This is a genomic window from Candidatus Poriferisodalis sp. (assembly GCF_965215815.1).
Taxonomy (GTDB): domain Bacteria; phylum Actinomycetota; class Acidimicrobiia; order Acidimicrobiales; family Poriferisodalaceae; genus Poriferisodalis.
The window spans coordinates 2,106,723-2,124,189 of sequence record NZ_CBDCEO010000013.1; the positions used below are offsets into that span (position 1 = coordinate 2,106,723).

Here is a 17,467-nt window from a genome sequence, read left to right on the forward strand (position 1 = left end):
CACGCATGACGACGACCGACGTAGTGGTGACCGGGCTCAGGTTCGGGGAAGGGCCGCGCTGGCGCGACGGCAGGCTCTGGTACTCAGACTTCTACCGCCACGGCATCTTCACCGTGACGCCCGACGGCCACGAGGAGCTGATCCACACGGTTCCGACGCAGCCATCGGGGTTGGGCTGGCTGCCAAATGGCGACCTGCTGTTCGTGTCGATGCTGGACCGTCAGCTGCGGCGTCTCGACCCGGGCGGCAATGAGTCGCTGCATGCCGACCTGTTTCACATTGCCGACGGACCCTGCAACGACATGGTGGTGGCGGCGGACGGCACCGCGTATGTCGGCAACTTCGGCTTCGACGACAGTGCGGGGGAGACGTTCGCTCAGGCAACTCTGGCCATCGTGGCCCCGGACGGAACGGCGCGGCCCGGACCAGATGGCTTCGACTTTCCCAACGGCACGGTGATCGATGCCAGCGGCCGGCACATGGTCGTCGCCGAGAGCTACGGCCGCCGCATGACCGCATTCGAGATCGAGCCCGATGGCTCGCTGAGCGGCCGCCGGACGTTCGCCGAACTCGGCGAGCGGGTGCCCGACGGCATCTGCTTGGACGAGGCCGGGGGCATCTGGGTGGCAGATCCCCTGAACGCCAGCTGCTTCCGGGTGGTGGACGGCGGCGAAGTGACCGACGTCATCGAGCTGGAGTTGAACTGCTTCGCCTGCATGCTCGGCGACGACGATCGACGCACCCTCTACATGGTCACCGCCCCGACATCGCGACCGCCGGCGGACCAACCGCCGCGGGGTCGCATCGAGACCGTGCGGGTCGACATTCCCGGAGCTGGCCTGCCTTAGCCCGCATTCCCTAGTCGTCTGCAGCGCCGAGGCGGCGCAGGTGGCCGGAGCGGATCTCGGCGGTCTGGCCTTGGACGAGCAGGAACAAGGCCTCGCGGGCGAGGCGCTGCGCGTGATGGCCAAGCGTGATGGCACGCCCACCTACCGATGACACGAGCGCGCTCGTCGCGCGGATGCCCACGTAACCGACCTGTGCACGGCGTTCTGGCATGTCGTCCACCTCGGCGGCGTGCAGGGCCCGGCGTGCCGAATCGAGCTCCGCGTCAAGCGGTGATGGACCCAGCAATGCCAAGGCTCGCGAGGCAACCCCCAGCATGAGCGCCCCGTTGGTTCGCAGTCCCAGGCGGTAGCCAGCCAGCCACTCGTCGTAACCAATGACCTCGACGACAGAGTCGTCGCCGACGACGTGACCATCGAAATGCAGCTCGACGGTGACCGATGAGTCCGCTGCGGCGAGGCGCAGCCGGCGTGACTGCAACGTCGGCGCCTCATCTGCCGGGATCAGCATCCAGACCAGGCGATCGGCGCTATGGGCAGCCGTCAGCACGGCATCGATGTGGCCCCACGCAGTCACGAAGGGCGCCACGCCACGCAGTGACCAGCCGTCGCCGGAACGTTCCGCGAACAGGCAAGGTTCAGGCCGCAGCACATGCGCGAACGCCACGCCGCTGCGAGACTTGCCGGTCGCAAGGGCACGGGCCCAGCGATCGTGCAGCGGCGAGCCGGGTGGCATACGCGCGGCGGCCGCCGACCCACCGCCGTGCTGCGCCCACACGAATGCCGTGGTGAGGCAGCCACTAGCCAGCGCCTCGAGAATCGCGAGCCGTTCGAGTTCATTGAAGCCACAGCCGCCGACCTCTCGTGGCGTCCACAAGCCGTAGAACCCCGCGTCGCGCAACAAGTCCAAATTGTCCTCAGGCACCGTTCCGGCTGCGTCCACATCGAGCGAGCGCCCAAGAAGCACGTCGCTCGCGAGCTGCCGTGCTGTGTGCAGCAACGCGCTTGCGTCAGGGGGTGCCTCGGGATTCATGTCGCTCAAGGATGCACGAGCGACAGCAACATGCCTCGGGTCAATCGGAACGTCGAACCAGCGCTCTCAGGCGTCTGTCCCCTCGGCAGGCTGGCGCCACATGAGGGCGTTGCGCCGCATGATGGCAACCAGGGTGTCGTCCTGTTTGTAGGCGCGGTGCTCGAACAGCACGATGCCCTGATCAGGCTTGCTCTTCGAACCCCGGGCTGACACGACCTCGCTCTCGACACGCAGCGTGTCGCCGTCGGTGCGGGGAAGTCCATGCGTTCGAAACCCAGGTTGGCGACGGTGGTGCCGTGCGTGGTCGAACGGAACACCGGTGCGGGGAAGTCCATGCGTTCGAAACGGTGGTGCCGTGCGTGGTCTCGTGCACCGAAATGCCGACGACGACTGCGGCAGTGAACATCGAGTTCACGAGCGGCTTGCCGAACTGGGTCTCCGTGCGGGCGTACTCGAAGTCGAGGTGCAGGGCCGCCGGGTTCATCGTCATGGTCGTGAACATGACGTTGTCGGCTTCGGTGATGGACCGCCGCAGCCGATGGTGGATCACCAGCCCCGGTGTCAGTTCTTCGAACCACAAGCCGCCGTGCGGGCGTGGAGCATTGCTCATCAGGCAGCTCCTTGTCCTTCAGTTGAAGTGTCCGATGCGCCGACGCCGAGAGCGTCGGCGATGCCGGGCACCTCGCAGGCCTGGTCGAGTTCGATCTCGGCGTGGACCACCGGGTTCTGGTGCGGGCCGGCGCACCACGAGGGCATCACCATCGTGTACAGGCCCTTGCCGCCCGCTTGGAACACCACGATCCGACTCGGGTCCTTCAGGATCGGCACCATCTCGTCGGGCGGCGAGTCGTTCCCAAGATGGAACACGGACCCCATGGCGACGAGCACGGCCGTCGAGTTGGCGGCCCGAGCAGCGAGTTCGGCTTGGACGTCCTCACGGCTCAGTCCTGCCCGGGCCAGCACAGCCGTGTGGTCCGGATTCATGATCACCACGAGCGAGCCGTGGCGAAGGTGTGCATTGTTGCTGCCTGGATTCGCCATCACGGCGGCGATCACGTTCAGCAGGCGGTTGGCCGACTCGGGATCGTCGGCGTCGCCGGTGAAGAACGTCGAGTGCGGTGCCTCGGCACCCGTCACGATCACTGCGCTCTGGTCGGGTTCGTAGCCGAACGACGTATGCAGCGGCGCGAACGGACTGTTCTCGGTGTCCTCTGCAATGCAGTAGGTGAACTTGCCCGGATGGCCGTGCAGTGCCATGTCGGAGACGCCGGGGCGAGCGCCGCCGATGTTCATCATCGCCAGTCTCAGCGCCCGACCGATGGAGGCATTGGCCCGGTGACCCGGACCCAGCGCCCCGAATCCCGAGGCAACCTCTCCGCATTGGTGCCGAGCGGGCCCGCACACCACCATGAGCGGCGCGGTGCAGTGGGTGGTGCTCTGCATCTCGGTCAGGTCGAACTCGGGTTTGCACACGGCTCGCACTGCGGCGACGACAACCGGCACGTGGTCGGTCAAGCAGCCCGCCATGACGGCCGCCGTGGCCACCTTCTCAACGCTCGCCACGCCGTGCGCAGGACCCATGACACCCAACTCAACGTCGGTATCGAGCCCAGTCGCGAGCACCATCGCGGCCACTCGTTCAGGAGTCGGGATGACGACCGGCAGACCGTCGGTCAGCCCGAGCACGTGCAGTTCTTCGAGCGCGTCGGCCTCGCTGCGGGCCTCCAAGAGCGTCACGGCCTGATCAGTTCGTGACGGCGCCGCTCAGGATCGCCACGATCTGTGGCGCGATGTCGGCTGCCACCCGAGCCATGTTGTCCTCGCCGCTGCCGGCGACCGGATGCGGCAGCCGGATGCGGGGAACAGCCGGCATGCCGGTGGCGGCGGCCACGAAGTCGCCTTGGGGCCAGAAAGCATCGGTGACGAGTGCGATGGCGGGAATGCCCTGCCGGGCGACGGAGATGCTGTCACGCACGGTGCCAGAGGTGCAGCTGCCTCAATGGCCGTACGCCGCGATCACCGCACCGCATTCGGAGCGGATGTCGGCGAGCATTCCTTCGCCGACAACCGACGAGGCGTCGCCCTTGTCGTAGCGGTAGAACGACGCAGCCGGAAGCCGCTCGGCAAGCGCCTTCTCAACATGGTCGAGGAAGCGGACGCTATCAGGGAAGCCATTGGCAACCAGGCCGATGGTGATCGGCTGATCGAGCCGTGTGCTCAAGCTGTACGGCTCGGGCGCAGTCTTGGCCTCGCCCCGTGGATCGTGGAAGGTGAGGGTGCTCATGCACACAGTCTGACACCCGCGCTGGCTGCACGCGTGCTGTGCGGTCAGTGGTCGTGACCGGCTGGTCGATCGGCGTACCGCGTGGCCCGATCAGCGAGCGTTGTTCCCTCCAGCAGCCCGCCGTCGGTGACCGCCTGCTCAAGTGCGGTGAGCCAGCACCGGTAGTAGTCCCAAGTCTCGCGCGCCTCGTCGTCCGCCGCGGCAGTCTCCGCGGCGGCGATCGCCTCGATGAGGTGCCCGCGGAACTCGTCCCAGGTGAAATGACCGCCATCGACGAGATCGGCCGCAAGACCGAATGCCCGGGCCTGCCAGGGCTCGGAGAAGACCAGTTCGCCGTTGTCCCGCGGCGGTGCGGCCGTGGTGCCCTCCAGCAATTCGATGCTCATGGCTGTCCCGTCAGCTTGTTGGCCGTCATTGACTGTCGGGCTGCGCGGCACGGGCTACGCCGATCATCGAGTCGCGCGTCACAAGGTTGGCCAGTCGCTCGGCCGGCCAGCCTTCGGTGCCGACAGGTCGCTCCGGCAGCACCAGAAACCTGGTTTCAGAGCTCGAGTCCCAGATGCGCACCTCGGTGTCGGTCCCGAGTTCCAGGCCCATCTCGGCCAGCACGGCTCTCGGCTCACGCACCACGCGGGCCCGGTACTCGGGGCTCTTGTACCAATTCGGCGGCAGCCCCAGCAGGGCCCACGGGTAACACGAGCACAGCGTGCAGACGACCACATTGTGGATGCCCGGCATGTTGGCCTTCACCTCGATGTGCTCGATCTCGGCACCGCGGATGTCCATATCGGCGACGACGGCGTCGGCGTCGGCCAGCAGTCGCTGTCGCAGTGGGGGATCAGTCCACGCTTGCGCAACCAGCCGCGCTCCGATCATCGGTCCGATGTCGTGCTCGAAGCGCCGAATGGTCGCATCGATCCGCTCGGGATCAGCGAGGCCCTTGGCGACCAGCAGGTCTTCGAGCGCTTCGACGCGGACTTCCGGCGATGACGCGTCGTAATGGTCGTGGTGATGGCCGTGGCCGTTTCCGTGGTCGTCTTGCATGAATTCCTCCATCGGCGGGGCCTCAGCGGTCAGCCGTCGCTGTGGTCAGGTAGCACTCGTACAGGTCGACGTGGACCGTCGCGTTCGGCTCGGCGTCGTCGCCCCACAGCGTTCGGGCGTCGTAACCCACGCAGTACACGTGCTGGGGCCGCTCGCCCCTGTTGTGTGCCGTGCTGTCGGGCAGCACTTCGGGCGGGTGCAGCTTCACGACGATGCCCGGCTTGCCCACGGCGTAGCCGGGCAGCCGTGTGTGGCCGGGCTGGATTGGTGCCGGGGCAACCACGCGGTCGCCGACGCTGTATCGAGGTGGCTCAGCGAGTTCGCGCCGGACCGTCCGGCGTTGCGGCGCCGGTGTGGGGCGATCGGGGGGCAGCAGGGACGGGACACGGTCGGCGACGGGGGAGACCAGCCGCGCCGGCGTCGCTTTAGAGGTAGCTGTAGGGGTCAGGTCCGCGCGCCCGGCCACCCGCAGGGCCACGTCCCGGAGCCCGGCCATCCGCAGGGCCAAGTCGACGGGATCGACGATGTCGTACTCGGCAAGCAGCACCTCGAAACCCGCCAGCCAGCGTCCGTAGTAGCCGTTCTTGAAATAGTCGTCGGGGTGCAGGCGCTCCAGCGCATATCGGAACTCGCCGGGCCGCCGAGCAGTCGCCGACGTGACAGCGCCGAGTAAGCCGAAGACACGCCGCTCCCAGTCGGCATGAAACGGCGGCTCGTCCGGTTCGTGGGGCACTGGTCCATATCCGGAGACGCCACCGAGGTCGTGCACGCTGCGTTCATGACCACTGGGCTGCATCGGGCCCAGCATTGCACCTGCAGCGGTGGTCGCCGCAGTTCGACACGGGGGCGGTCCTCGTCGCAGTTCGACACGGCGGCGGTCGGCAGAGTTCGCGGCATCCGGTCGTAATCGCCGGATTCTGTGTCAGTCAGGTTGTTAGCTTGCGGGGATGCCCGAGTTCGTACTGGCCGTCGATCTCGACGGGGTCTGTGCCCAGCACACCGAGGCATTTCGACGTGTCGTCGCCCGTGAGCGCAACGTCAGCGAGGACACGTTGCCGCTGTTGCGCAGCTGGAGCTTCTCCGAGTGGGGCTTTGGCGAAGGCGACTTCGAAGAGCTGCACAAAGTGGCGGTCCTCGAGTACCGCATGTTCCGCGACATCGAACCGATGGAAGGCTGCTCGGAGGCACTGTGGCGGCTGTCCGATGCCGGCGTGTGGATCCGGATTGTGACTCACCGGCTCTACACCAGCTGGGGTCACCGGGTCACCGTCAGCGACACGGTGGAGTGGCTTGACCGGCAGCGCATTCCCTACCGGGACATCTGCTTTCTCGCCGACAAGTCGGTGGTGAATGCCGACGCCCACATCGAGGACGCGCCGCACAATATCGAGGCCATCCGAGCAGCCGGCGGCCATGTCATTGCGTTCGACCAGCCGTACAACGCCCACGTTGCCGGCCCACGTGCCCACGACTGGACCGAGATGGAGGAGATGATCGTGGAGCTGATGGCGGCGGCCGGAAGTGCTGTGGCGCGCCCGCTGCCTGGCATGGATGCGGGCTCGGACCGGCTCGAGGTGCGCACCAGGGACACGACATGAGCAGCACTCCGAGTGCATCAGCAATGTCGCCACCGATCGACGCGGCAACAGTGGTCGTCTTGCGAGATGCAGAGCCGGCCGCGGCGCCCGGGCACGGCTTCGACCTTGCGACGAGCGACATCGGCGCGCATATCGAAGTACTCATGCTGCGCCGAAACTCACGCGGTTTCTTCGGCGGCATGTGGGTGTTCCCTGGGGGCCGAGTCGATCCGCCCGACAGGGAAAGTCCCGGCGACATCGTGAGTCCCTGCGATCCCCGCACGGTGGATGGTGCAGCAGGACTTCACGACGGCGACGCCAGCGGCTTTTGCACGGCGGCGATCCGAGAGGCGCACGAGGAGGCAGGCATCGACCTCTCAGGTGCCGGTTTGGTGCATTTCGCTCACTGGCTGCCGCCGCCAATCCGGCCCAAGCGCTTCTCGACCCAATTCTTCATCTGCGCGGCCCCCGCCGAACTGGACGCAGTGACCGTCGACGGCAGCGAGATCCTCGACCACGCTTGGGTCTCGCCTGCTGCTGCGCTCGCCCGCAGGGCAGCGGGAGAGATCGAGTTCGTCACGCCCACGTTTGTGACCTTGACGTGGCTGTCGGGCTTCAACCGCACCGCAGACGTTCTGGCCTCCGTGAGCGGACATTCCTGCTTCCACACCGAGATCATCGAGTCACCCGAGTCCGACCCGGGCCATGTCGCGGTCTATGTCGGCGACGTTGCCTTTCCCGACGGCGACCTCGACACGCCCGGTCCGCGTCGTCGCTGCACCATGGTCCGTTCTGGCTGGCGCTGGGAAGAACACGACGGCACCGCCGCCGCCACACGCTGAAGCAGCCTCGGCTGCCAGAGCCCACGCAGTCACCGGCGGAACAGCGACTTCGTAGCACTCCGAAGTCAGTACGTCGGGCGCAGGCGGCGGGCTCGGCCGACTAGGCGGGCGATCTGCTGTTCCTGCGAGGGACCGTCTGGACCGCCGCCGGGGCGGGCGGCACGGAAGTCAACTGCGGCCTGCTGAGCGTCTGCCCCTAGCGAGATCATGGCGAGGATGCCCACGACCGCGGTGCGTGCCATGCCCGCGCCGCAGTGCACGAGCACGTTCTTGCCGGTGAAGATGGACTCGTTGATGTAGGCGACGGTGCCCATGACACCGCCGTCGAAGATCGTGCCGCCGTCAGGTATCGGCAGCCAAAGCGCTCGGGCATCGGCGTCGCTGCGGAAGCGGAGTGACTCGATATCGATGTCGCCGAAGCGTGCGGCATGGCCTTGGAGCACGTCGTCGACGGCCGATTCATTGACCTGCTGCATGAGCCAGGGCGGCATTCGAGTAATCAGCCACGGCAGGTAGTCGGGATAGCGCAGCTCAATCTCGTGCGGCGTCAGCAGGCACACCATGACCGAGGCGTCCACGCGGTCGAGCGCCGCTTGCGGGTCGGGTCCGACGGCCGAGAAGTTCGTGACGTACAGCCGGCCGGTTCCCTCGGGCGTTCCAAGTGGGATCTCGTCGATGCGGTGCAGCATGGCGCCCGCTACGCGTCGTTCTTGCGGAACCGAGCAAAGGGGCGCTTCGGCTCTTCGGGAGGCTCTGGCAACGGCGGCCAAGCATCAGACAGCTCCTGCTGGCCGGTGCGGCGCAACTCTTCGAGCTCCTCGCGGCTGTAGGGCTCTGACCGGGGATCGAGTGCCCGGTAGCGAGCCTCGGCGCTCGCAAAGTTCGCGTCGGTGAGCAGGTCGTCAATCAGCGTGCAGGCCTCCCAGTCGGCGCGAGGCCCGAGATACACGTAGCCATCAGCAACATCGCGCAGCCGCAGCGAGGTCTCGGCACCGTCCACCGAGCCGCGTACCTCAGTCATCGCGACGCTGCCGAGCGACGAGGCCACGAGGTCCAATCCGAAGCGGATGTCGGTATTGCCACGCCCCTCTGGAGAGCGAGAGACCAGCTCCTCAACGCGCTCCGCCGCAGTGGTGTCGGCCACAGCGCCGTGCAAGACGACTCGTCGACAGCCGTCACTCATCCATCGCCACAGAAGGTTTCCCGCGGAAGTTGTGGGTGTGCGGTCAGCCCACTCGACGAGGCCGGTGGTGGTGGCGGCGATGTTCATGTACACGAGCGCCCGCTCTCCCTGACGGAGCACTTCCGCGGTGAGCACGCTGGCGGCATGGAACGCCGACATGTCGCGGTAGTGCCCGCCGAGCCACCAGTTGCGAAGCCCGAGCTCGGCGGCTGAGCGACCGTCGAGCAGATCCGGGTCTTCCACGTAGGTCGGCAGGCCGAGCGCGATCACACGGATGGGCCGCCGGTCCGAGTCTCGACGGCGTTCTGCTTGATTGTGCTTCCAGACGGCGTGCAGCACGTCGGCGTACTCCTGGTAGCCGAATCCGGCGCCGAGCAGGTCGACAAAGAGGTCGGCGCAGGCGCGATCGTCCCAAGCTGACGCTTCGGTCAGGGCATCGAGTTCGGCCTGACGGCGCGAATTGGTGAACTCCCAGGCGAAGTTGGAGACTCCGTTGTCGGCCAGCTCGCCGAGCGTGCCCGCCAAGAAGCGCAGATGCTGGCGAACCCCGATCTGGTCGCCCAGCAGGACGACCTGGTGTCGACCGCAAATGTCGCCGAGGTACGCCTCCGGCGATGCGATCGCGGACGACGACCGCTCGTCGTCGGTGGGGGCATCGGGCGGCACTGCCAATGAGTCTGCCCGGAATCCGACCGGAACCTGACAGTGCGGTTGCTCTAGAGCACCTGTGTCCAGGCCAGCTCGGCTGCCGAGGCCGATTCGGACACCGCCGCAGCGAAGTCGCCTGCGGTTGACCGGCGGTCCCGCAGCACCGGGTCGAGTGCGTAGCGCCGAGCGTGCTCCACGTGCACCGCTGGCACGGGTTCGGGCAACGGCGTGGGCGCCCGACGCTCGAAGTCCCGTTCGAGATAGATCCAGCCGGTGGCAAGGCTGCCGAGCGGATCGCGGTCGAGACTCGTGGTGCATCCGAGCCGTGCCGGTGGGCCCCGGTCGACGTCGAAGGCAAGCGGCACGGCGAGGTCGTCGTTCATGGCGAACGTCGCGTCGAGTACGCCGTCGGCAACCAGCGCGTAGTCGCACAGCTCGCCATCGGCAGGGAGTGGCTCGTGGATCAGCACCGTGACTGCACGGTCAGCCACCACCTCGTACAGACGGTTCGCCGCGCCAACTACGTACCCGCCGACGACCTCGGCATCGATGGCATCCCACACCCGGTGCGGTAGCCGTCGCGCTCGCGTGAGCGCATGGGCTGTGCGTGTCAGCACGAGCGCACGATGCCCCGGCTCGATCACCTCTGCGAGCAGCACCTCGCACATGTGGGCAGACACCGGGCCGCGACTGCGCAGGTGCGGCCATGCGTACGACGTGCGCAGGTCTGCTGTGTCGGTGACGGCATCGAGGTCCAAGTCGTAGTCGAGCCCCAGCACACGCATCGGCGTACCGCCGCCGACGAAGCGGCGGTTCACTTCCCAGACTGCGCTCAGCACGTCCAGGTACTCGCGGTAGGCGAAGTTGTGCCGGATGCCCCAGCGCAGCAACGCCTCGCGTGCGAGTGGCTCGTCGAAGGTCGTGCCAGTGACCACTGCATCGAGCCGCGCTTGGTCGTCGACGCATGCGTACTCGATTGCCACGATGCCCACGCCGGATCGGTATGCAGCGGCAATGAGGTCTTGCAGGAACAGCCCGGCACGTCGCGTCGGAGTGTGGTGGCCGACGAACACGACCTGGTGACGTTCGAAGAGATCGCACACATAGGTAAGCGGGTCGGTGCCGTGGGCTCTCAGCCACTCGGCAAGCTCGTTGATCAGCACTGGCTGTATCGGCGGCAGCTCGCGGCGGTGCCGGTACAGGGCAATTCGCTCGAGCAGCGCGCGGTCATCTCGACGCTCGTCCACCCGCTCCGACAGTACCGTGTCGGGCCGTGGGAATGCGCCTGTACGACACCGCGCAGAAGACGATCGTCGAGCTGGAGCTCGGCGAACACGTCGGCATGTACGTGTGCGGCATCACGCCCTATGACGCCACGCACCTCGGACACGCCGCCACGTACCTGGCATACGACCTGATCATCCGCCGGATCGAAGACATGGGCCACACCGTCACGCTGGTGCGCAACTACACCGATGTGGACGACAGCATCCTGCCCAAGGCGGCCGAGCTGGGCGAGCACTACCTTTCGCTGGCCGAGCGCGAGATCGACCGCTTTGCAGCAGACATGGCGGCGCTGGGAGCGCGGCCTGCTGCGCACGAGCCTCGGGCCACACGGTCCATCGATGCCATGATCACCATGATCGCCAAGCTGCTTGACGCCGGTCACGCCTACGTCTCGGCCGATCGAGTCTTCTTTGACGTGGCGACCTTTCCCGGTTTCGGGAAGCTGTCGGGCTACAGCGCCGAGCACATGACGGCGCTTTCGGCCGAGCGTGGGGGAACTCCCGACGATCCCCGCCAGCGCAACCCCCTTGATTTCGTGCTGTGGCAGGCCAGCGCAGACGGCGAGCCCTCGTGGCCGTCTCCGTTCGGTCCGGGACGGCCCGGCTGGCACATCGAGTGCTCTGCGATGGGCCACGCAGCGCTCGGCGAGACCATCGACATTCATGGGGGAGGCGGCGACCTCGTCTTCCCGCACCACGAGTGCGAGATCGCCCAGAGCGAGGCGATTCACAGCGCACCACTTTCCCGCTACTGGGTGCATGCGGGCCTCGTTTCCTACCAGGGCCACAAGATGTCGAAATCGCTCGGCAACCTCGTGTTCATCTCGGATCTGCGCGCCCGCGTCGACCCGAGGGCCATCCGGCTGGCGCTGATGGCGCACCACTACCGCACCGAATGGGAGTGGTTCGACTCGGAGGGCCTCAGCGCCCAGCGCGACCTGGACACCTTGGTTGGTGCGGCGGTCGGGGCGGCAACAGCCACCAGATCAGCCGGCGGGTCATCGGGCCTGCTCGCTGAGGTGCAGGCTGTGCTCGATGACGATCTCAATGCCCCGAAGGCCCGCGATGCGCTGCTCGATGCCGCTGCAGCGATCGAACGCGGGGCTGGGGGCGCAACGCTGCGGGGCGAGTTGGTGGCTGCTGCGGCGCTGTGTGGCATCGACCTCAACAGGCTGCCTGCAACTGCAGCGAAGTGACAGGCCCCAACCGCAGCGCCATGACACAGTGCGCCCCGAATCTGGTGGAGGGCAGTAGCGATGGCGACGCTGGCTGTGGTCAACCAGAAGGGCGGCGTGGGCAAGACGACGGTCGCACTCGGCATCGCTGAAGCCGCATGCGCTGGCGGCCACAGCGTGCTCGTCGTCGATTTGGATCCCCAGTCCAACGCATCTGCCGGCCTCGGTGTGTGGAATGCCTCCCCGAACATCGACGGCGTGCTGGCGGACGCGACGCCCGGTGCGGCTCTGGCGACAGTCGTGAGCAGTGGTTGGCCGCCCGATGGTCCGTGCCCGCAGCTGGTGCCTGGCAGCTATGCGCTGACAAGCCGCGAGCCTCAGATGGCCGCCGACCTTGTCGGTGCTCAGGATCGCCTGCGGATTGCCCTGGCGGGCGTGAACCATGATCTCGTGCTCATCGACTGCCCCCCGTCGCTGGGACTGCTGTGCATCAATGGGCTGTTCGCAGCCGATCGGGCCCTCGTCGTGACTGAGCCGGCAGCCTGGGCGGCCGATGGCGTCGACCTGATGCGGTCCACGATCAATCGCGTTGCCCAGCGTCAGGGCACTCCGACGGTCGCCGGCGTCGTGTTGAACCGAGTGGGGCGCACACGCGACAACGCGTACTGGGCGCAGCAGCTTGCCGAGCGCTTCGTCACCGAGCTCATGCCACCGATCCCGCAGAGAGCGGCCATTGCCGAGGCCTCGGGGCAATCACAACCGTTGCGGGCGCTCGGACGCCGGCCCGGTGCCCCCGAGGCGGTGCAGGCATTTGACGAATTGTGGGCAGACCTGCAGCGCCGGTTGGGCTGAGGGACCAGCGGTACGCTCAGGCGTGAGGGTTCACCATGGCCAACTATGACCCGAAGCGACCGCGGCCGAGCATTGACGGGTCGGCCGCGCTTCCAGGCGATGCACTGCCCGATGAGGCTCAAGAGATGCCGCCGCCTGCGACTGGGCACCCCCTTGACACCGATTCCGATGCTGATCCGGCTCCCGCCCCTGCATCGCACCTCCTGCCGCGGCGCGCCGAACCCGTCGACCGCCGCCTGCTTGCGGCACTCGGAGGCGCGGTGGCAGTTGGATGGCTGATCTCAGCGGTTGTCGCATGGTGGCTGTGGCGACGCTGGCGTCGGCGCTGAGAAACCATCCACGCTCGCAATGATCAGATGGGCCACGCTGTGAAGGTGGAACCCCACGCTGGCAGCGTCACTGCCGATGTTGCCCGTGACGTCGAGGCTCCTCACAGCTTGAGCCCTTCGGGCGCGTCGACGTTTCGGCAGTGTGCGAGGCGCTGGAAGTTCCGGTACATCGACAAGCTGCCGGATCCGCCCGGCGAACCAGCGCTGCGCGGCACCTTCGTGCATCGCGTGCTGGAGGAGTTACTCGCGATTGCGCCTTCGCAGCGCACGCTTGAACGCGCGCGTGCCATCTGCCGGGACCTGTGGCCACAGTTGGCGGATGACCCCGACTTTGCGGCGTTGGAGCTGCTGGCGGACAACGAACGCGCTTTTCGGTGGAATGCGTGGCGCGATGTCGAGGGCTATTTCCAGCTGGTCGACCCCACACAGGTCGACGTGGTAGATCGCGAGCGCGATGTCAAGACGTCGCTGGAAGGTGTGCCTTTCCGGGGCATCGTGGATCTCGTGGACCGGATGCCCGATGGGGTGCGCGTCACCGACTACAAGACGGGCCGCCCGCCCGGGCAGCGCTACGTCGACAGCCGGCTGTCGCAGGTTTGGCTGTATGCAGCTGCACTTGAGACAGTTGGCGACGACGTCAGTGAGGTGCGGCTTCTGTACCTAGGTGAGACAGGTTCGGGCCGCGATGACCGGAAGCCCACCGAGATCGCTCGTTCATTCGATCCGGATGCCGTCTCAGCGGCGGTCAACGAGCACAGCACCACCTGGGATCGGATCGCCGAGGCCACCGGCACTGGCTGCTTCGAACCCACTCCGGGCCCGCTGTGCAGTTGGTGCCCCTACCGCGATGACTGCCCCCAAGGCCAACTCGAGCATCAGAGAAGGCACGGGCTGGCTGCGTGAGCCGGCCCGCAGTGTGACGGCTGGCTGCTTGAGCCAGCCCGCATCAAGCACGGCTGGCTGCTTGAGCAACACCCAGTTCGTTCGGGCCATGCTGTAGGCCGACCTTGCGAACCGGGGAGCATCGAGATGGATTACGAGCAGATCAACGTCACCGACCGCGACTACGTGCGGGTACTGACGCTGAATCGGCCCGAGAAGCTGAACGCGTGGACACCGCGCATGCACGCCGAGCTGACCGACGCCGTGCGGGCCGGCAACGACGACCCGGCAGTCGGCGCGTTCGTCGTCACGGGAGCGGGTCGCGGCTTCTGTGCCGGCGCGGACATCGCTGAGGTTTTTGCCGCCCGGATCGATGCTGCCGACGAAGCCGGCAGCAGCGTCGGCGAAGCAGCTGCCGACGGTGATGCCGCTGTCGACGACTGGGTCCAGCTGGTGCGCGCATCCAAGCCCATGGTGGCGGCCATCAACGGCGCCTCGATCGGCATCGGCCTCACCATGGTCCTGTCGATGGACTTCCTGGTTGCTCACAGCGAGGCCAAGCTGTCGTGCCGATTCGTGAAGATGGGCGTCACTCCAGAGCTGGCGTCGTCGCACATCCTCATTCAGCGCTGTGGCTGGGGCGCGGCGTCAGACCTCGCGTTGTCCGGTCGGATTGTCACCGGGGCTGAGGCGGTCGAGATGGGCCTTGTCGACGAAGTCACCGACGGAGATGTGCTTGACGCGGCGCTCGCACGCGCCCGCAGCTACGCGGAGAATCCGCCCACCATGCTGCAGTTGACGAAGCAACTGCTCTCCGACAACGGATCCGACACCGATCTGCGTGCGGTGCAGCGGCGTGAGCTGGAAGCGCTCAACGTCGCTCGCGCATCGAATGATCACCGTGAGGCCGTCGCTGCGTTCCTCGAGAAGCGCCCGCCTAAGTTCCGCTAGCTCCGGCCTCGCGCACGACATCGCTGATGCCAGAGCTGCCGGAAGTCGAAGTCGTCCGGCGGCAGCTGCAACCGCGTCTCGTCGGTCGCAGCATCGTTGACGCCGGCAGTCACTCGTCTGCCAAGTTCGCTTCGGCGCGCGATGTCACCGGCAGCGCTATCGAAGTCCTGAGACGGCGAGGCAAGTACTTGATCGCTGAGCTGGATTGCGAGCGTGACCTCGTCGTGCATCTCGGCATGACCGGTCGACTGTGCTTTGGCGACGCCGCTGTTGGGGGCCCGGGTTACGCGCCATCGCTGCGGCCGACTGACGGCCCTGCCCCCGACGTCATGGAAACCCGCGGGATCAGCACAGCCGATCCGTACGTGCGCGCTTGGTGGCGCCTCGACAACGGCGAGGTGCTGTGCCTGCACGACGTCCGGCGATTCGGCCGGATAGCGGTCTGCGATCGAGGTGACTACCGCGATCTGCCCACGCTCGCGGCGATGGGTCCCGAGCCATTCGATCCCAGCTTCGATGCGGGAGCGTTCTGGCGAGCCAGTAGGCGATCCAGCCTGCGCATCAAGACGCAGCTGTTGAACCAGCGGCTGATCGCCGGCATCGGGAACATCTACGCCGACGAGGCGCTGTTTCTGGCCCGCATCAACCCCTCAGCGCGCACGATCTCGAAGCCGCGAGCCGAACGGCTGCTGGCGGCACTGCGGGACGTGCTCGTCGCCAGCATCGAGCGCGGCGGCAGCACGCTGCGCGACTACTACAGCCTCGAAGGCGCTGGCGACAATCAGAAATACTTCGTCTGCTACGGCCGAGCAGGCGAACCGTGCGTGCGCTGCGGTGCCGAAATGCGCCGCCGGGTGCTGGATCAGCGTTCCAGCACTTGGTGTCCCAGCTGCCAGTACCGCTGACGCGCCATGTCGGGCTACGTCTCAGGTGCATACTGACGGCACGCCCATCGCGTGATCGGGGGTCGGCGTGGACAACGAAGTGTGGCGGTGGGTCTGGGTCGCGTTGGCGTTGGTCATGGGCCTCGGCGAGATCTTCACCGCGGGTTTCTTTCTCTTGCCGTTCGCGATCGGCGGCGTGCTAGCAGCAGCCGCAGCGTGGCTGGATCTCCACGGCGCCGTCCAGTGGCTGCTCTTCTTCGGCGGCACCGGTGCATCGATGCTGGTGCTGCGGCGCTTCATGGGCCGCCAGGACAGCCCTGACGATCTTCCGGTCGGCGCCTATCGCTATATCGGCATGGAGGCTCGGGTCATCGAGGACATCGACCTCATCGAGAACACAGGACGCGTCCGTGTTCTGTCCGACGAATGGCGAGCCGTTACCGATACCGGCCCGGTCGAAGAGGGATCGTTGGTGCGAGTCATTGCGGTTCAAGGCACAAAGCTGCTGGTCGAATTCACCGAGTCGCCGCCGCCTGATTACGTGCGCCATGGCGACGTCCCCGAGCCGGTGTCACCAGATCCGGTTGCAGGTGCCGAGGTCGCTTCGGAAGGCGATGTGAGCGACGCGGGCGGCGTCGAAGGCGATCAAGACGACCAAGAGGCGACCCAGCCTCCGAGGAGCGAATGATGGACAACATCAGCCCGGGAGTGATCCTCCTGGCAATCATCGCACTGGCGGCTCTCGTCATTGCAGCCAAGGGCCTGCGCACCGTGCGCCCCTTCGAACAGGGTCTCATCGAGAACCTGGGCAAGTACCGCACGACGGTGGATCCCGGTCTGCGGTTCGTGGTCCCCTTCATCCAGCGGATGCTCAAGGTGGACATGCGCGAGCAAGTGGTGGACGTGCCGCCCCAGGAGGTCATCACCAAGGACAACGTGGCGGTGACCGTCGACGCTGTCATCTACTACGAGCCGACCGACCCGGTGAAGCTGAAGTACGCGGTGGGCAGCTTCATCATCGCGGTGACCAAGCTGGCGCAGACGAATCTCCGCAACGTCATCGGCGACCTGCAACTCGACGATGCGCTGGTGTCGCGCGAGCTCATCAACTCCAAGCTGCGCCAGATTCTCGACGACGCGACCGACAAGTGGGGCACACGCGTCGTGCGCGTCGAAATCCAGCGGATTGAGCCGCCCCCCGACGTCACCCAAGCGATGCACCGCCAGATGAAGGCCGAACGCGACCGCCGCGCAGTGGTCACCGAAGCTGAAGGCGACAAGCGCTCCGCGATCCTGAAGTCCGAGGGTGTGAAGGAGTCGCAGATTCTGCGTGCCGAAGGCGAGGCTGAAGCCATCAAGCGAGTGGCCGATGCGGACAAGTACCAGAAGCTCACGGTGGCTGAGGGTGAGGGCCAAGCCATCGAGCGGGTATTCACCGCCATCCACAACGGCAACCCCACCGACGACCTGATCGCCATCAAGTACCTCGAAGCACTGCAGGGCATCGCCGACGGCCAAGCCACCAAGATCTTCCTGCCGCTCGACACCAGCGGAGTGCTCGGCGCCGTCGCAGCCATGGGCGAGATGTTCCGCGAGAGCAGCACCCCCGCCGGCAACGTCGCCGCTGACGACGAGTAGCCGGCCTACGACTG

At 66.7% G+C, this 17,467-nt stretch carries 22 protein-coding genes; 11 read left to right on the forward strand and 11 right to left on the reverse strand.

Translation table 11 applies throughout. From position 1 onward, the window contains the following. Window positions 1-5: 5 nt before the first annotated feature. On the forward strand, window positions 6-848 hold the full coding sequence (locus ACOOHB_RS19475; RefSeq protein WP_420446442.1) for an SMP-30/gluconolactonase/LRE family protein: 843 nt from the start codon (window positions 6-8) through the stop codon (window positions 846-848). A gap of 10 nt (window positions 849-858) precedes the next feature. On the opposite strand, the gene ACOOHB_RS19480 is transcribed toward ACOOHB_RS19475, so the two are convergent. The 8 genes from ACOOHB_RS19480 to nthB all read right to left on the reverse strand — a co-directional run bounded on the left by ACOOHB_RS19480 (window position 859) and on the right by nthB (window position 6,002). Next, window positions 859-1,878 carry an acyl-CoA dehydrogenase family protein gene (locus tag ACOOHB_RS19480; protein ID WP_420446443.1) on the reverse strand — a complete coding sequence of 340 codons (1,020 nt, stop codon included), beginning with the start codon at window positions 1,876-1,878 and terminating at the stop codon, window positions 859-861. Between the two features lie 66 nt (window positions 1,879-1,944). Then, on the reverse strand, window positions 1,945-2,091 hold the full coding sequence (locus tag ACOOHB_RS19485; RefSeq protein ID WP_420446444.1) for a hypothetical protein: 147 nt from the start codon (window positions 2,089-2,091) through the stop codon (window positions 1,945-1,947). Next, window positions 2,060-2,488 (reverse strand): MaoC/PaaZ C-terminal domain-containing protein, encoded by a 429-nt coding sequence (locus ACOOHB_RS19490; protein ID WP_420446445.1) that lies wholly within the window; start codon window positions 2,486-2,488, stop codon window positions 2,060-2,062. The genes ACOOHB_RS19485 and ACOOHB_RS19490 overlap by 32 nt, the downstream gene beginning before the upstream one ends. After that, window positions 2,488-3,615, reverse strand: a complete 1,128-nt coding sequence (locus ACOOHB_RS19495; RefSeq protein ID WP_420446446.1) for a hypothetical protein — start codon at window positions 3,613-3,615, stop codon at window positions 2,488-2,490. Before ACOOHB_RS19495 ends, ACOOHB_RS19490 begins: the two co-directional genes overlap by 1 nt. A 7-nt stretch (window positions 3,616-3,622) precedes the next feature. Beyond that, entirely contained in the window at window positions 3,623-4,162 is a 540-nt protein-coding gene (locus tag ACOOHB_RS19500) for a UGSC family (seleno)protein (RefSeq protein ID WP_420446447.1), read from the reverse strand. A 44-nt stretch (window positions 4,163-4,206) separates the two neighbouring features. Beyond that, window positions 4,207-4,548 (reverse strand): nitrile hydratase accessory protein, encoded by a 342-nt coding sequence (locus ACOOHB_RS19505; RefSeq protein WP_420446448.1) that lies wholly within the window; start codon window positions 4,546-4,548, stop codon window positions 4,207-4,209. 25 nt (window positions 4,549-4,573) lie between these two features. Next, window positions 4,574-5,206, reverse strand: a complete 633-nt coding sequence (gene nthA / locus ACOOHB_RS19510; protein WP_420446449.1) for a nitrile hydratase subunit alpha — start codon at window positions 5,204-5,206, stop codon at window positions 4,574-4,576. Between the two features lie 22 nt (window positions 5,207-5,228). Next, window positions 5,229-6,002 carry a nitrile hydratase subunit beta gene (gene nthB / locus ACOOHB_RS19515; RefSeq protein ID WP_420446450.1) on the reverse strand — a complete coding sequence of 258 codons (774 nt, stop codon included), beginning with the start codon at window positions 6,000-6,002 and terminating at the stop codon, window positions 5,229-5,231. 151 nt (window positions 6,003-6,153) lie between these two features. Between nthB and ACOOHB_RS19520 the strand changes: the two genes are divergently transcribed. Both ACOOHB_RS19520 and ACOOHB_RS19525 read left to right on the forward strand, forming a co-directional pair. Then, complete coding sequence (locus ACOOHB_RS19520; protein WP_420446451.1) at window positions 6,154-6,804, forward strand: 5' nucleotidase, NT5C type; 651 nt, start codon at window positions 6,154-6,156, stop codon at window positions 6,802-6,804. After that, window positions 6,801-7,625 carry an NUDIX hydrolase gene (locus tag ACOOHB_RS19525; RefSeq protein ID WP_420446452.1) on the forward strand — a complete coding sequence of 275 codons (825 nt, stop codon included), beginning with the start codon at window positions 6,801-6,803 and terminating at the stop codon, window positions 7,623-7,625. Before ACOOHB_RS19520 ends, ACOOHB_RS19525 begins: the two co-directional genes overlap by 4 nt. Window positions 7,626-7,690: 65 nt before the next feature. On the opposite strand, the gene ACOOHB_RS19530 is transcribed toward ACOOHB_RS19525, so the two are convergent. The 3 genes from ACOOHB_RS19530 to ACOOHB_RS19540 are packed head-to-tail and all read right to left on the reverse strand — an operon-like array spanning window position 7,691 to window position 10,703. Beyond that, window positions 7,691-8,314, reverse strand: coding sequence for a hypothetical protein (locus ACOOHB_RS19530; RefSeq protein WP_420446453.1), 624 nt, complete (start codon window positions 8,312-8,314; stop codon window positions 7,691-7,693). Window positions 8,315-8,322: 8 nt separating this feature from the next. Then, entirely contained in the window at window positions 8,323-9,474 is a 1,152-nt protein-coding gene (locus ACOOHB_RS19535) for a hypothetical protein (RefSeq protein WP_420446454.1), read from the reverse strand. Window positions 9,475-9,524: 50 nt separating this feature from the next. After that, window positions 9,525-10,703: a hypothetical protein gene (locus tag ACOOHB_RS19540; RefSeq protein ID WP_420446455.1), complete on the reverse strand. Its 1,179-nt coding sequence runs from the start codon at window positions 10,701-10,703 to the stop codon at window positions 9,525-9,527. Window positions 10,704-10,735: 32 nt separating this feature from the next. Between ACOOHB_RS19540 and cysS the strand changes: the two genes are divergently transcribed. The 8 genes from cysS (at window position 10,736) to ACOOHB_RS19580 (ending at window position 17,453) form a co-directional block, all read left to right on the forward strand. Beyond that, window positions 10,736-11,938: a cysteine--tRNA ligase gene (gene cysS, locus ACOOHB_RS19545; RefSeq protein ID WP_420446944.1), complete on the forward strand. Its 1,203-nt coding sequence runs from the start codon at window positions 10,736-10,738 to the stop codon at window positions 11,936-11,938. Between the two features lie 60 nt (window positions 11,939-11,998). After that, entirely contained in the window at window positions 11,999-12,769 is a 771-nt protein-coding gene (locus tag ACOOHB_RS19550; protein ID WP_420446456.1) for a ParA family protein, read from the forward strand. A gap of 35 nt (window positions 12,770-12,804) precedes the next feature. After that, complete coding sequence (locus tag ACOOHB_RS19555; protein WP_420446457.1) at window positions 12,805-13,098, forward strand: hypothetical protein; 294 nt, start codon at window positions 12,805-12,807, stop codon at window positions 13,096-13,098. Window positions 13,099-13,143: 45 nt separating this feature from the next. Then, window positions 13,144-14,001, forward strand: coding sequence for a RecB family exonuclease (locus ACOOHB_RS19560; protein ID WP_420446458.1), 858 nt, complete (start codon window positions 13,144-13,146; stop codon window positions 13,999-14,001). A 126-nt stretch (window positions 14,002-14,127) separates the two neighbouring features. Next, window positions 14,128-14,931, forward strand: a complete 804-nt coding sequence (locus ACOOHB_RS19565) for an enoyl-CoA hydratase/isomerase family protein (RefSeq protein WP_420446459.1) — start codon at window positions 14,128-14,130, stop codon at window positions 14,929-14,931. A 26-nt stretch (window positions 14,932-14,957) separates the two neighbouring features. Next, window positions 14,958-15,836 carry a bifunctional DNA-formamidopyrimidine glycosylase/DNA-(apurinic or apyrimidinic site) lyase gene (gene mutM, locus ACOOHB_RS19570; protein ID WP_420446460.1) on the forward strand — a complete coding sequence of 293 codons (879 nt, stop codon included), beginning with the start codon at window positions 14,958-14,960 and terminating at the stop codon, window positions 15,834-15,836. Between the two features lie 67 nt (window positions 15,837-15,903). Continuing rightward, window positions 15,904-16,503, forward strand: a complete 600-nt coding sequence (locus tag ACOOHB_RS19575) for an NfeD family protein (protein WP_420446461.1) — start codon at window positions 15,904-15,906, stop codon at window positions 16,501-16,503. After that, entirely contained in the window at window positions 16,503-17,453 is a 951-nt protein-coding gene (locus ACOOHB_RS19580; protein ID WP_420446462.1) for an SPFH domain-containing protein, read from the forward strand. Before ACOOHB_RS19575 ends, ACOOHB_RS19580 begins: the two co-directional genes overlap by 1 nt. Window positions 17,454-17,467: the final 14 nt, after the last annotated feature.

Bases quoted from the DNA above. Each gene is read 5' to 3' on its own strand.
- ACOOHB_RS19475 (WP_420446442.1), top strand. From the start codon at position 6: ATGACGACGACCGACGTAGTGGTGACCGGGCTCAGGTTCGGGGAAGGG.
- ACOOHB_RS19480 (WP_420446443.1), bottom strand. From the start codon at position 1,878: ATGAATCCCGAGGCACCCCCTGACGCAAGCGCGTTGCTGCACACAGCA.
- ACOOHB_RS19490 (WP_420446445.1), bottom strand. From the start codon at position 2,488: ATGAGCAATGCTCCACGCCCGCACGGCGGCTTGTGGTTCGAAGAACTG.
- ACOOHB_RS19505 (WP_420446448.1), bottom strand. From the start codon at position 4,548: ATGAGCATCGAATTGCTGGAGGGCACCACGGCCGCACCGCCGCGGGAC.
- nthA (WP_420446449.1), bottom strand. From the start codon at position 5,206: ATGCAAGACGACCACGGAAACGGCCACGGCCATCACCACGACCATTAC.
- nthB (WP_420446450.1), bottom strand. From the start codon at position 6,002: ATGCAGCCCAGTGGTCATGAACGCAGCGTGCACGACCTCGGTGGCGTC.
- ACOOHB_RS19520 (WP_420446451.1), top strand. From the start codon at position 6,154: ATGCCCGAGTTCGTACTGGCCGTCGATCTCGACGGGGTCTGTGCCCAG.
- ACOOHB_RS19525 (WP_420446452.1), top strand. From the start codon at position 6,801: ATGAGCAGCACTCCGAGTGCATCAGCAATGTCGCCACCGATCGACGCG.
- ACOOHB_RS19530 (WP_420446453.1), bottom strand. From the start codon at position 8,314: ATGCTGCACCGCATCGACGAGATCCCACTTGGAACGCCCGAGGGAACC.
- cysS (WP_420446944.1), top strand. From the start codon at position 10,736: ATGCGCCTGTACGACACCGCGCAGAAGACGATCGTCGAGCTGGAGCTC.
- ACOOHB_RS19550 (WP_420446456.1), top strand. From the start codon at position 11,999: ATGGCGACGCTGGCTGTGGTCAACCAGAAGGGCGGCGTGGGCAAGACG.
- ACOOHB_RS19555 (WP_420446457.1), top strand. From the start codon at position 12,805: ATGGCCAACTATGACCCGAAGCGACCGCGGCCGAGCATTGACGGGTCG.
- ACOOHB_RS19565 (WP_420446459.1), top strand. From the start codon at position 14,128: ATGGATTACGAGCAGATCAACGTCACCGACCGCGACTACGTGCGGGTA.
- mutM (WP_420446460.1), top strand. From the start codon at position 14,958: ATGCCAGAGCTGCCGGAAGTCGAAGTCGTCCGGCGGCAGCTGCAACCG.
- ACOOHB_RS19580 (WP_420446462.1), top strand. From the start codon at position 16,503: ATGGACAACATCAGCCCGGGAGTGATCCTCCTGGCAATCATCGCACTG.